Here is a 13666-nt window from a genome sequence, read left to right as displayed (position 1 = left end):
GCGCGATCATCCCTCCGGATCGAAGGCGACCGCAACCCGCCAGCCGTTGCCGGATGCGCCCTCGACGGGCGCGCAGCGCACCACGCGGCCGTGACGCTCAAGCCCTTCCAGGCGACCGTCCGGGCTTGGCACCGAGACCGTAATCCCCACACCGGCATCGGTCTCGCGCTGCGCCACAAAGGCGCAACCCATGGCGGAAAGGTCCTCCAACTGCACGCTGATGGACTCGCCACTGGAGCGCCAGGTCACGCGCGCCGCCGTGCTGACCTGCATCCGCCGGTGATCGCGCCGATCCTCTTCCCCGATCATGCTCGCCTCCTCCCTGACATCGCGTCGCTTGCGCTGTCCCGAGTGTGGCACAACTCCCGCACCTGACCCAGCTGCCATGCCGGGCACCGCATCCGTATACTGCGCATCTGCCCGAATCGAGCGCCGCCGGACCGATGAGCGCCGCCGCCCATACGCCGATGAGATGTCGCATTAGCCGGGCCAATCGCGGGCAGACCACGCCACAGGGCCATGCCAGCCGCGCGAGCGCCGGCCCCCTGCTTGAGGGCGTTACAGGCAGAGGTATGGAGCGTTAGTTGGCCTGCTTGCGGTCCGCATGGGCGCGGGATAGCGTGACTGAAGAGCACCGCCCCCCTGTGTGCTCGGCGCCCCGTGCCTCCCCCCCTGAGGCCGGGGCGTTTCTCGTTGGGGTACGGAGCCCGCACGGGAGCACGGGGGATTGCCAACCGATGCCGCCGCGCGCGTGATACCGTGCGCGGCGAACCGCCGAGTATTGGACAAATGTCTGATTGCGAATCCCGATTTTCTGGACAGCCGCTAACAAGTGACTGACAAGACGCCACTTTCCGCACACACCCCGATGATGCAGCAGTACCTCGGTATCAAGGCCGAGTACCCGGATACGCTGCTGCTCTACCGCATGGGTGATTTCTACGAGCTGTTCCATGATGACGCCGAGCGCGCCGCGGGACTGCTCGATATCACCCTGACCCGGCGTGGCGAATCGGCCGGACAGCCGATCCCCATGGCCGGGATCCCGGTGCACACGCTGGAGAGCTATCTCGCGCGCCTGCTGAAGCTGGGCGAGAGCGTGGCCATCTGCGAGCAGACCGGCGCCGTCGGAGAACAGAAGGGCCCGGTCAAGCGCGAGGTCGTACGCATTGTTACCCCCGGCACGGTCACCGAGGAGGCCCTGCTGGAGGCCCGCAGCATCAACCGGATGGTCGCGGTGTGCCCCGCCGGCTCGGCCGCGATCAAGGGCCGCAAGGAGGGCTACGGGATTGCCAGCCTGGAGTTCGCCTCCGGCCAGTTCCGCCTGCTGGAGGTGCGCGACGCGACCGAACTGGCCGCCGAGCTGGCACGGCTGGACCCGGTGGAATGCCTGATCCCCGACCAGGCCGCGCCCATCCCCGGGATCGAGGGCTTCGCCCCGCAGCGCCACGCGGACTGGCATTTCGACGGTGTCTCCGCCCGCCGGGTCCTGACCACGCACTTTGGCACCCGGGATCTCTCCGGCTTTGGCTGCGATGGCCTGGATCTCGGCATCGCCGCGGCCGGCGCCCTGCTTGCCTACGTGCAGAACCGCCATCGCGGGGATCTCGCGCACATCACCGGCCTGGCGCACGAACTGCGCAGCCAGATGCTGGTGCTGGACCCGGCCACCCGCCGCAACCTGGAGCTGACCCGCACCCTGGGCGGCGAACGCCACGGATCCCTGCTGGCCCTGCTGGACACCACCCGCTCGGCGATGGGTTCGCGCCGACTACTGCAGTGGCTGCACCAGCCACTGCGCGACCGCGCCATCATCCGCGAGCGCCAGACCGCGATTACCGGACTTCTGGAGGCGGGGGCCACCGCGCCCCTGCGCGAGGCCCTGGCCGGCAGCGCGGATGTCGAACGCATCCTGTCGCGCATCGTCCTCGGCAGCGCCCGGCCGCGCGACCTGACCGCCCTGCTCGCGAGTCTCGAACGCCTGCCGCCCCTGCACCAGGCTCTGACCCCACTGGCCGCCAGCGCGGCCTCCCTGCAGGCGCTGTACGAGGCCCTGGCGCCGGAAGGCGAGCTGAGCGCGACCCTGGCCGCCGCGCTGGTCGAGGAGCCACCACTGCGCGTCACCGACGGCGGCATGATCCGCGCCGGCTTCGATGCCGAGCTGGATCGCCTGCGCGCACTGGAGAACGATGCCGACTCGTTCCTGCGCGAGATCGAGGCGCGCGAGCGCGAGGCCACCGGCATCCCCACGCTGAAGGTCGCCTACAACCGGGTGCACGGCTACTACATCGAGGTCTCGCGCACGCGCTCGGCGGAGCTGCCCGGGCGCTTCATGCGCCGCCAGACGCTGAAGAACGCCGAGCGCTACACCACCGAGGAACTCAAACGCTTCGAGGACGAGATCCTCTCCGCCCGCGAGCAGGCCATGGCCCGCGAACGCGCCCTGTTCGACGGCCTGATCGCCGAGCTCCAGGGTCGCGCCCCGCGTCTGCGCGTGATTGCGGACGCGCTGGCCGAACTGGATGCCCTGGCCTGCCTGGCCGAGCGGGCCAGGCGCCTGGACTGGCACTGCCCGGAACTGGTCGACACGCCCGGCATCCGCATCGAACAGGGCCGCCACCCGGTGGTGGAGGCCGGCCTGGATGCGCCCTTCGTCGCCAACGACACCGAGCTGGACCCCGAAGAGCGCCGGCTGCTGGTGATCACCGGCCCCAACATGGGCGGCAAGTCCACCTACATGCGCCAGACCGCGCTGATCGTGCTGCTGGCCTGCATGGGCAGCTTCGTGCCAGCCGGGCGTGCGCAGATCGGGCCGGTAGACCGGATCTTCACCCGCATCGGGGCCTCCGACGATCTGACCTCCGGGCGGTCCACCTTCATGGTGGAGATGACCGAGGCCGCCAATATCCTGCACAACGCGGGCCCCGAGAGCCTGGTGCTGATGGACGAGATCGGCCGCGGCACCAGCACCTTCGACGGCCTCGCCCTGGCGCTCGCCTGCGCCGAACGCCTGACGCGCCACAATCGCGCCCTGACCCTGTTCGCCACGCACTACTTCGAGCTGACGGCGCTGGCCGAACGCGAACCGGCGGTCGCCAACGTGCACACGGATGCCATGGAACACGAGCACAGCATCGTGTTCCTGCACCAGGTCCGCGAGGGGCCGGCCAATCAGAGTTACGGCCTGCAGGTAGCGCAACTGGCCGGGGTACCGGCCGATGTCCTGAAGCTCGCGCGCCAGCACCTGCGCGAGCTCGAGGACCGCGCCGCCGAGAGCGACTCGCCGCAACTGGGGCTGTTCACGCCCAAACCCGACCCGGCCAACGTGGCCGCACGCGAACCCGAGCCGTACGAAGCGGAGGCACGCGCCCTGAAGGCCCTGTTCGATACCCTGGACCCGGACGACATGTCCCCGCGCGAGGCCCTGGATGCCCTCTATCGGATGAAAGACGCCCTGCGCGAAAAGTAGCCGCTGCGTCGGAGGTCAGTCGTCCGGATCCGCGGGCGTGACCGCCTCTTCCTTGGCATCGTCCGGATCGCCATCTTCCAGCACATCCGACGGGATCGCCGCGCTGTCCCAGCCGCCACCCAGCGCACGGAATAGCGTCGCGGTGGCCGCCAGCCGATCGCGCGAGGCCTCGGTCAGGGTCAGGCTCGCACCCAGCAGGGCGCGACGCGCGTCCAGCACCTCCAGATAGCCCACGAAGCCGCCAAGATAGCGCCGCTCCGCCAGGTCAAGGACCTCGATCCGGGCACGCATCTCGCGCTGGCGTGCCTCCACCCGCTCGTGGGCCGCGTTCAGGACGCTCCAGGCATTGCCCACCTCGACCAGGGCCTCCTGGATCGCCAGGCGATACTCCAGCTCCGCGATCGCATATTCGGCCTCCACCCCGTCAATGGTCGCCTGACGTCGCCCAAAATCGAGGAGCGGAACCGTGGACCCGACCAGCAACTCCCAGATCGCCGAATCACCGGAGGCCAACTGGCTCACCCCGCTCGCCTCCTGCCCAAACAGGGCCGCCAGATTCAGGCTCGGCAACCATTCGGCCCGCGCCACCCCGATATCCGCGTTGGCCGCGATCAGCCGGGTTTCCGCCGCGCGAATATCAGGCCGCCGGGTGATGAGATCCGATGGCACCGAGTGCGGCAGGCCGGAAAGCGTCTCCGGGAGGGCTTCCAGGCCCTCGTCGCCGAGGCCGTCGAGCCCGTCGATCACCGCCCCGATCTCTCCGACTAGCACCGCCAGGGCGCGCCGCTGTTGGTCTGCATCCGCTTGCAAGCCGGGCAGGCTCGCCCGGCTGGTCTCCAGCTCGGCCTGTGCCTGACGCACCGTCAGGTCGGTGGTCGCGCCACTCTCGCGGCGTGACCGCTCGAGTTCGAGGGCCTCGGTCTGCGACTGGATGGTGGCCTCGGTGGTCTCGATCTGTTCGCGCGTCGCGCGGTAGTCGAAATACGTGCTGACCACGTCACTGACCACGGCCAGACGCAGGGCATCCCGGGTGAAGGCCGCGTTCAGCAGACGGGCTCGCGCCGCCTGGTTCGCCCTCGCGAGCCGCCCCCACAGGTCGACCTCGTAGCTCAACACCGCGGCGATCGTGATCTCGGTCTCGGGATCGTCCCCGCGCGCCGGATTCTCGCGCAAGACCTCGGCCTCGCCATCCAGACGGGGAAACTGTTCAGCGCGGCTGAGCCCCAGCACGGCCCGCGCCTGCACCACACGGGCCGCGGCGATCTCGGCATCGAGGTTGTTCTCCAGGGCGTCACGCACCAGGCGGTCGAGCCGCGGGTCCCCGAACATCTCCCACCAGAATTCGGCATCGGCGTAGTCCTTGTCCATCTGCTCGCCAATCGCCTCCGGCCATGCCTCCGGGAGGGCGACCTCCGGGCGCTCGTAGTCCGGCCCCACCGCACAGCCCGCCAGCACCAGGGCCAGGGCTGCACCGGTCAGGGTCCTTGGCAGGGTGCTACGCATGCGTTCCGGTCTCCCCCGAAGGCTCCGTTCCGCGCGGGCGGCCGTTCAGGCGCTCCACGCCACTGCTAATGACGTAATAGAACAACGGCACGAACAGAAGCGCGAGGAAGGTCGCGCTCAGCATGCCGCCGATAATGCCGATGCCAATCGCATGCTGACTGTTCGCGCCGGCACCCGAGGCCAAGGCCAGCGGCACCGCCCCCAGGATGAACGACATGGCGGTCATCATGATCGGCCGGAAACGCAGACGTGCCGCCTCCACGGCCGCATCGAACAGATCCAGTCCCTCGTCGCGCTTGAGCTGGGCAAATTCGACGATCAGGATCGCATTCTTGGCCGCCAGCGAAACCAGTACCAGCAAGCCAATCTGGAAGTAGATCCCGTTCTCCTGCCCAGTGAGCCAGATCGCGACCAACGCCCCGAAGATCGCGAAGGGCACGGCCAGCAACACAGCCAGCGGCAGGCTCCAGCGTTCGTATTGCGCCGCCAGGATCAACACCACGAACACCACGCCCAGCACGAACGCCAGCATCGAGGTCCCGGCCGCCTGCTGCTCCAGGTATTCTGCCCCGGTCCAACTCAGGAGGTAGTCGTCCGAAAGGGTCTCGTCGACCACTTCGTTCAACGCACGGATCGCCTCGCCCGAGCTGTAACCCGGTGCCGGCTCGCCCATGATCCGCGCGGCCGGAAACACGTTGAAGCGCTCGACCTCGTCCGGTCCCTGCACGCGCTCGACCGTGAGCAGGCTGGACAGCGGCACCAGCGTGCCGGTATCGGAACGGACGAACACCTTGTCGAGATCATCGGGCCGCTGGCGATATTCGGCCTCGGCCTGCATATGGACCCGCATCACCCGCCCGAACAGCGAGAAGTCGTTCAGATACACGGCTCCGAACGTGCTCTGCATGGCATCGAAGACATCCCCCAGCGGCACCTCGGCGGCAAAGGCACGCTCGCGATCAATCTCCACGTCGTACCGCGGCACCTCGACATTGAGGGCCGTACGCACGTCGGCCAGCTCCGGCCGCTCGCGCGCCGCCTCGATGACCTCGTCGGCGCGTTCGCGCATGGTCTTGAAATCATCCCCAACCCGGCTCTGCAGATAGGCATCAAAGCCCCCGGTGGTAGAGATCCCGGTAATCGGCGGCGGATTGAATGCGCGGATGTTCGCCTCCGGCTGGCGCTCGCCCTGTGCGACCAGCCGGTCGATCACCGCGTCGCTGCCCTGGTCCGCATCGCGGCGCTCGGACCAGTCCTTCAGGGTCACGTAGGCCACGCCGGCGTAGGTCTTCATGCCACCGGACAGGAGATCCATCCCGGAAAAGGCGACGACGTCCGTCGTATCCGGGTCCGCCAGTGCCTCCTCCGCCAGCTGGTCCATCACGGACTCGGTACGGTGCAGCGAGGCGGCGGCGGGCAGTTCGGCCGCGGCAAAGACATAGCCCTGATCCTCGTCCGGCACCAACCCACCCGGGACGATGCGGAACAGGACCACGATGGCCACCAGCAGCAATGCGAACAGACCCATGCCCAGGACATTGCGCCGCAGCAGGAAGCGTACGCCGACCATGTAGACAGCGGTAAAGCGTTCGAACGCAGCGTTGAACCAGCGAAACGGAAAGGCCGGACGGCGCGGCTTATCGGACAGCAAGCGGGCGCACATCGCCGGGCTCAGCGTCAGTGCGACGACACCGGAGATCCCCACCGAGACGGCGATCGTGATTGCGAACTGCTGGTACATCTGCCCGCTGAAGCCCCCGATAAAGGCCACCGGCACGAACACGGCAATGGTCACCAGGGTCATGGCGATAATCGGCGTGGCGACTTCATCGACCGTCTGGTAGGCCGCATCCACTGCCTTCATGCCTTGCTCGCGCATCAACCGCTCGGTGTTCTCCAGCACAATGATCGCGTTGTCCACGACGATCCCGATCGCCAGCACCAGGCCAAACAGCGTCAGCATGTTGGCGGAGAAGCCCAGCAGGTACATGCCGGCGAGCGTGCCGATCAACGAGACCGGCACCGCCACGATGGGAACCGCGGTGGCGCGGACCGTCTGCAGGAACAGGTACACCACGGCCACCACCAGGATCAGCGCCTGCACCAGGGTCAGCAGGACGCGCTGCACCGACTGGTCGATGAAGGTCGTGGTGTCGAACGGGATGTGGTACTCGAGACTGTCGGGGAAACGCGGCTCCAGCACTTCGAGGATTGCGCGCACCCCGCGCGCCGTCTCCAGCGCGTTGGCCCCGGGCTGGAGATAGATGCCGACCGGCACGGCGACCTCGCCGTTGTGTCGCGCGCCGAAGTTGTACAGATGCGCGCCCAATTCCACCCGCGCCACATCACCCAGACGCAGCGCCGACCCGTCCGGAGTACTGCGCAGGATCACCTGCTCGAATTCTTCCACCTCGGAGAAGCGCTCGGGGGTCGTCACGGCGTAGGTGAAATCGACCGTCTCGTCCATCGGCTCGGCGCCGAACTGTCCGGCCGCGTACTGCTCGTTCTGTTCCTGCACCGCGGTCCGGATATCACTCGCGGTCAGGTCGAACTCGGCCATCTGGTCCGGCTGCAGCCAGATCCGCATGGAATAGATCTGCGCCCCGAAGAACGTCTGGTCACCCACCCCCGGCGCCCGCCGCAGCTCGGCATACACGTTGCGCCAGACGTAGTCACTGATCGCACGGGGGTCCAGACTGCCATCGGAGGAGGTGAAGGTAATCATCTGCAGCATGGACGGGGCGCGCTTCTCCACCGCGATGCCGGAGCTGACCACGGTATCCGGCAGCCGCCCCATCGCCCCCTCGACCTCATTGCTCACATTGATCGCGGCGATGTCGGGATCCGTGCCCACCTCGAAGGTGATGATCAACTCCATGTCACCTTCGTCGCTGGCCTTCGAGCGCATGTAGGCCATGTTGTCCACGCCATCGACGGTCGCCTCGATCGGCGCCGCGACGGTCTCCGCCACCGCCTCCGCACTGGCACCGGGATAGCTGGCGGTCACGACCACCTTGGGCGGCAGGATGTCCGGGTACTGGTCAACGGGCAGGAACAGTGCCGAGGACAGCCCGGCGAGGACGAAAAGGATCGAGATGACCGAGGCCAGTACTGGCCGGCCAATGAAAAAACGCAACATCAGTCGCTTGCCCGGTCGCGGTCAGGGCCGTTCCCGATCCCGTCCAGGATGTCGTCCACCGCGTCCTGCTCGGTCGCCGGATCCATGACCTCATCCAGCAGGTCGGTCGATACCTCGGGCAGCAACCCCGGGGCCACCGGTTCCTCGGCCGCGCGCGGCGAATCCAGGGGACGGATGCCGGTACCCTCCTCGATCCCGGCCACGCCCCCGATCACGATCCGGTCGCCGTCACTCAACCCCCCGGTAACGAGAAAGTCCTCCCCCAGATCCATGCCGATCTGAATGGGCCGCATGTGCGGGACATTGTCATCATCAACGACAAAGACCGCCGTCCCCTCGGGGCCCTCGACCACCGCAGCATGGGGCACGCGCTTGCCATGTCCGGCGATCAGCCCACTCAACGTGACCCGCACGAACTGGCCGGGCAGCAACTGCACATCGCGATTCGGGAACAGGGCACGCACCTCGACCATGCCAGTTGCCTCGTCCACCGACACCTCGGTTACATCGATCTGACCCTGATGGGGGTACAGGGCATCATCCGGCAGGGCGAGCAGCACCGTGAGGCCAACACCGGAACGAATCTGCGGCCCGTAGGTGGCCAAGTGGGCCTCGGGTATCGCGAAATCGGCACGGATCGGATCCAGCTGGGTCACCGTGGCGAGCAGATCACCGGCCTCCAGCAGGCTGCCCTCCGGGCGTTCCTCCAGCCCCCCGACCCCATCCAGGGGCGAGACGACCGAGGTGTAATCGAGATCAAGACGGGCCTCGGCCAATGCCGCCTCGGCGGCGGCCACCTCGGCCTCGGCCAGCTCCAGTTGCGAGCGGGCCTCGTCACGCTCGCGGCCACTGGCCGCGTTGTCCTCGTACAGTCCCAGCACGCGTTCCCACTCGCGCTCGGCCTGACGCCTCTCGGCCTCGGCCCGTTCGAGGCTCGCTTCGCCACTGCGTACACGGACGGCGTAGGGCGACGGATCGATACGGAACATTTCGGCGCCGCGCTCGATCTGCTCGCCCTCTTCATAGCGGCGGCTTTCGAGCACACCCGAAACCCGCGCACGCACTTCCACTTCGCGCGGACTGCGGGTACGCGCAGTATAGGTACGGGAGATCGAGACGAGTTCGTTTTCCAGCGAGCGCACCGGGACTTCCACGACCTCGGGAGCCGCCTCATCCTCTTCTTCGGATTCCGCCGCGCAACCCGGCAGCAGGACAAGCAACAGCCAGCCGAGGATCAGAGCGGTCACGGGGGTGGCCGAACGCAAGTGATGCATAGATCGTTCTCCCACTACTCCGGGCGCACCCGGTTCCCGCCCCGCTCGTTATCCGGGGCACAGATTGTCGGGGCCCGGCCCACCAACAGGGACACGTAGGGGCCAATGGCACCGGGCGCAGGCGGAAAACCGGCCCCGGCGGCGCAGCAAACGCTTCTGGTATCCACCCTAGCGCGACGCCTCGGCGCCCGTAAACCAACGCCTGCGTCTTTTGCGGTCGCCCCAAAAGTCCCCGTAGCCGCAGGCCATTTCGCCAACGCCATTAAGGAAACACTGATCAATGAACGCGTTCGCGTTGGTACCCCAGGTTTTCCGAGACAAGGCGCGTCGTGCAACAGGTAGTGGTTCTACCTGTAAGCGGCGCAACGCAGGATCGGGGAACCTGGGGTGCCAACCCCAGGGGGCTCGGCCGCTTTTGCGCGCGCACGGCGTTGCGGCTCCCTTGTGCAGAATGACTGCACGGCAGTCACCGCGCCTTGTTCGCACGCAAAAGCGACTCGAGCGCGAACGCGTTCATTGATCAGTGTTTCCTTAAGGGTAGCGGCCCAACGCATGCTGAATGACGCCGACCTGTGCCCGGGATTCACGACTCCCGCGATGGAGGCGTTACAATGCCGCAATAACCCGTCGGCAAGGCCAGGGACACGTGCCGCCGCGACCATGACCGGGCCTCAAAAATCCCGGTCAACTGACTGAATTCAAAGGGAGACAAGCATGGCTTTCATCGTTCTCGATAACTGCATCAAGTGCAAGTACACCGATTGCGTCGAGGTCTGCCCGGTCGACTGCTTCCATGAAGGACCGAACTTCCTGGCCATCGACCCCGACGAATGCATCGACTGCACCCTGTGCGAGCCGGAATGCCCGGCCGAAGCCATCGTGCCGGAGGACGACGTCCCCGAAGACCAGCTCCAGTTCATCGAACTGAACGCCGAACTCGCCCGCACCTGGCCGGTCATCACCGCGCGCAAGGACCCGCCGGCCGACGCCGAGGATTGGGACGGCGTGGAAGGCAAACTCCAGTACCTGGAACGCTAACCCCGGCAAGACCGGTCCCAGCCAGCCGCCAGCCTGGGCGCAGCTCACAGTCAGGAGCTGCGCCACCACCCGAGGAGCGGCTCCTCCGCTGGCCCCGCGCAACGCCCACCCGCCCTCCTACGCACCCGCGCCAGGAAGTGCTTGCCGCGCGGCCGCCTCCGCTGACGGCCGCATCGTCCCGCGAGCGGCCCTGCACGCAATGGATGATCGACCCAGCACGAGAAGGCCGGACGACGATCCGGGGCCCGGAAGTGCCGCCTCAGGCGGCAGGGCGATCGGGGAACAGGTGGCAGGGAATCCACCACAGGTACACCATCATTCCGATCAGCTCGACCAGGGACTGGAACACCACCACGACCACGGCGAGTTCCAGCCCCTGCGGCAGGGCGAGCGCGATGGGCAGGACCACGAAGGAGTTGCGCGACCCGAGGCTGAAGGCGAGCACCCGCCCTTCGGCTATCGGCAGGCCGAACACCTGGGCCAGGGCCCGCGCCAGCAGGGCCGCGACCACCAGGAAACCGGCAAAGATCAGTAGCAGCGGCAACAGCACACCGACTCCGTCGAGCACCGTGTTGATCTGCGAGGCCGCAATGATGAACACCACCACGGCCAGCAACGGGACCGGCAGCCAGGCCAGGCCCGAGATCAGGTGTCCGCGGCCGGGGTCGTCGTAGGCCCAGCGTTCGGTCAGATAGGCAAGGATCAGCGGGACCAGGATCAACCCCGCGAAGGCCTTCAGCACGTCCTCGCCAGCCAGCGCCAGGGTGAACTCACCGCCAAAGAACAGCCACAGGTACAGCGGCAGCAGGGCCAGCTGCAGCAGGAGCGAAATGGGTGAGAAGGCGATGGCCCGGCGGGTATCGCCGCCGCCGAGATGGGTAAAGGTGATGAACCAGTCGGTGCAGGGCACCAGCAGCACGAGGGCGATCCCCAGCAGGATCGCTGGATCGCCCGGCGCCACCTGGAGGATCGCCCAGACCAGCGGCGGGATCACCACGAAGTTGCCGATCACCGCTGCCAGCAGCAAACGCGGCTCGCGGAACGCCTCGCCCAGGTGGAGCAGCGGCGTCTGCGTGAAGGTGGCGTACAGCAGCACCCCGAGTACGGGCCAGAGCACCACATCCAGCCACTCGCTGGCCTCCGGCGCGGACAAGCCCAGGAAAAGCCCCAGTGCGATCGTCACCAGGTAGATCAGTACCTGATACTGCTCCAGCCGCTCACGCATCCTCGAACGCGGCTCCGGCACGACACAAGGCGTTTACCAGAGCCAGGTTTCAGGTTGCTCGATAGCGCGGTTGTCGTTGTTGGCCAGCAGGCCCTTGATGCAGCGCACCAGCAGCCAGATCACCAGGGCGAGGAAGATCACGAAGCCGATGCCGATCGGCGTCGTGATGACCCCGAGCACGGCAAACAACAGCCCGATCCAGAACGTGCGGATCTGGTAGGTGAAGTGGGAGACGCTGACGGTATCGGCCTCGCCGCGCTTGATATAGGCGATGATCAGACCGGCGATGGCGGTCAGCGCGGTCAGGAAGCTGACCAGATAAAGCACGTATACCACGGTGACCATGGTGGCATCCTTGCGCGGGCCGAGCGTGGGCTCGCTCACGTCGCTGCGCACAACTTCCGGTTTCGGATCTTCGGACACTTCGCACCTCCTGTGGCGTGAATGACGGGGACCAACTTATCAGACTCGCCCGATGCCTATCCGGGCCCGCCCAGCACGATGAGCAGGATACCGACAAGGGCAAAGAAGAACCCGGCCAGTTGCACCCGTGACATGCGCTCGGCCTGGAACAATCGCGCCATCAGCGCCGTCGGCGCCGGGGACAGCGCCCCGGCCACCGCGATGATCGACAACAGGCCCATGCGCACCGCGACCACGAAGGCTACGGTCGCCGCCGCCTGTAACAGACCTGCCAGCGACAGCAACACCAGGGTCGAACGGCTCATCCCCAGCTGCGGACGGCGGATCAGCATCACCACCAGAAGGGCCAGGGCACCCACTGCCGAGGTCGCGACTACCGGCCACAGCGGCGAGCCGGCCTCGGCCTCGTTGAGGAACACGAATATCAGACCGAAGCAGGCCCCCGCGATCGCCGCGTCGAGCAGGCCACGAACCGGATGCTCCCCCCTCGCCAGCGCCATCAGGCCACGTACCGGTTCATCCAGGTTGCGCGGACTCGCCTTGCGCGCCCCGCCAGAAATCATCCCGATCGCGATCACGATCGCGGCGATTCCGAGCAACGCCAGCAGCCCCGGCTGTTCACCCAGCGCGAGTCCGACCAGCAGCGGCACCAGCGCCGAGATCACCCCGGTCACCGCAGCGACCAGCCCCATCGAACCCTGGGCCAGGCCGTGGTAATACGCCAGCAGGCCCAGCGCCAGGGCAAGCCCCGCGGCCCCACCCCAGATCAGGGCCTGCGCTCCAGGCACACCCGCCAGCGGAAGGGCGATCACCAACAGGGCTGCGGTCGCAAGGATCTGCGAATAGCAGGCCACCACCAGCGCCGGAATGCGTCGCGAGGCCAGCCCGCCGAAGAAATCGCCGGCGCCAAACCCCAGGGCCGTCAGCAGGCCCAGAAAGAACGCCAACTCAGACCCTGCCGCGGTTCGAACCCATCATGCGCGAGCTTACTCGTGCGCGCCGTCGAGCATGTCCTTCAGGGCCTCTTCGCTACCGGCATGGCCGACGCCGGTCACCACACCCTCGGTGTCCAGCAGGATCACGGTCACCTGCTCGCGCTGATGCGGGAGGAAACCGGCATCGGCCTCGCTGGAGGTCACCACGATGGAATAGTCCCGCGCCTGCATGCGCGGCAGCACCACGTTCTGCATCGGTTGCGCCGGCATCTCGTGGATATCGGCGATGTAGATGATGCCCAGCGCATCGCGCGCCTCGGCGCCCATGCCATCCAGCACCGCATTGGCCACACCAGCCGGCGCGGCCTCCACGGTCTTCAGGATCACGCGGGCATCGCCCGGCAGCTCCACCGGATTGCCGTGCTGGTCGTTCAGGGTGCGCTCGGGAAAGGGCTGGCCCTCGGCGAACTCGGGCTCCGGGCCACCGCCGGACATGCAACCGGCGACAAGCCCGGCCGCGGCCAGCAGGACGGCGGGCAGGAAGGATCGGGCGATACGGGACATGACAGTTCTCCTGCGAATCGAAACATGGAATCGAGCGCGCAGCACGGGCGCGCTTCAGCGCCGCCGATGGTAACGCATCGAGTGCGTCAGTAGACT

10 protein-coding genes are annotated in these 13666 nt (G+C 67.2%); 2 read left to right on the top strand and 8 right to left on the bottom strand.

The features are described from left to right. Positions 1-6: 6 nt before the first annotated feature. Positions 7-309 (bottom strand): PilZ domain-containing protein, encoded by a 303-nt coding sequence (locus D579_RS0100350; protein ID WP_018144308.1) that lies wholly within the window; start codon positions 307-309, stop codon positions 7-9. Positions 310-871: 562 nt separating this feature from the next. On the opposite strand from D579_RS0100350, the gene mutS reads away from it, so the two are divergent. Further along, a complete protein-coding gene (gene mutS, locus D579_RS0100345; protein WP_018950722.1) occupies positions 872-3469 on the top strand; it encodes a DNA mismatch repair protein MutS in 2598 nt (865 codons plus the stop codon). Positions 3470-3484: 15 nt separating this feature from the next. Here mutS and D579_RS0100340 read toward each other — a convergent pair whose 3' ends face one another. From D579_RS0100340 to D579_RS0100330, 3 genes are read right to left on the bottom strand one after another with little or no spacing between them, the layout of a single operon-like run. Beyond that, a complete protein-coding gene (locus tag D579_RS0100340; protein ID WP_018950721.1) occupies positions 3485-4972 on the bottom strand; it encodes an efflux transporter outer membrane subunit in 1488 nt (495 codons plus the stop codon). Then, the gene (locus D579_RS0100335) at positions 4965-8111 is read right to left on the bottom strand and encodes an efflux RND transporter permease subunit (protein ID WP_018950720.1); all 3147 of its coding nucleotides are present in this window, start codon (positions 8109-8111) and stop codon (positions 4965-4967) included. The genes D579_RS0100340 and D579_RS0100335 overlap by 8 nt, the downstream gene beginning before the upstream one ends. Then, the gene (locus D579_RS0100330) at positions 8111-9385 is read right to left on the bottom strand and encodes an efflux RND transporter periplasmic adaptor subunit (RefSeq protein WP_018950719.1); all 1275 of its coding nucleotides are present in this window, start codon (positions 9383-9385) and stop codon (positions 8111-8113) included. The genes D579_RS0100335 and D579_RS0100330 overlap by 1 nt, the downstream gene beginning before the upstream one ends. Before the next feature lie 714 nt (positions 9386-10099). Between D579_RS0100330 and fdxA the strand changes: the two genes are divergently transcribed. After that, the gene (gene fdxA, locus D579_RS0100325; protein ID WP_018168634.1) at positions 10100-10423 is read left to right on the top strand and encodes a ferredoxin FdxA; all 324 of its coding nucleotides are present in this window, start codon (positions 10100-10102) and stop codon (positions 10421-10423) included. Positions 10424-10682: 259 nt separating this feature from the next. Here fdxA and D579_RS0100320 read toward each other — a convergent pair whose 3' ends face one another. Genes D579_RS0100320 through D579_RS0100305 form a run of 4 tightly spaced genes read right to left on the bottom strand, consistent with a single transcriptional unit; the run spans position 10683 to position 13570 of the window. Continuing rightward, a complete protein-coding gene (locus D579_RS0100320) occupies positions 10683-11648 on the bottom strand; it encodes an arsenic resistance protein (RefSeq protein ID WP_018950718.1) in 966 nt (321 codons plus the stop codon). 33 nt (positions 11649-11681) lie between these two features. After that, on the bottom strand, positions 11682-12071 hold the full coding sequence (locus D579_RS0100315; protein ID WP_018168632.1) for a hypothetical protein: 390 nt from the start codon (positions 12069-12071) through the stop codon (positions 11682-11684). A 56-nt stretch (positions 12072-12127) separates the two neighbouring features. Further along, positions 12128-13018, bottom strand: coding sequence for an EamA family transporter (locus tag D579_RS0100310; protein WP_018950717.1), 891 nt, complete (start codon positions 13016-13018; stop codon positions 12128-12130). Positions 13019-13057: 39 nt separating this feature from the next. Beyond that, on the bottom strand, positions 13058-13570 hold the full coding sequence (locus D579_RS0100305; RefSeq protein ID WP_018950716.1) for a hypothetical protein: 513 nt from the start codon (positions 13568-13570) through the stop codon (positions 13058-13060). Positions 13571-13666: the final 96 nt, after the last annotated feature.

The organism is Thioalkalivibrio sp. AKL12 (genome assembly GCF_000377925.1).
Taxonomy (GTDB): domain Bacteria; phylum Pseudomonadota; class Gammaproteobacteria; order Ectothiorhodospirales; family Ectothiorhodospiraceae; genus Thioalkalivibrio; species Thioalkalivibrio versutus.
This window is presented reverse-complemented; position numbering and strand designations above follow the sequence as displayed.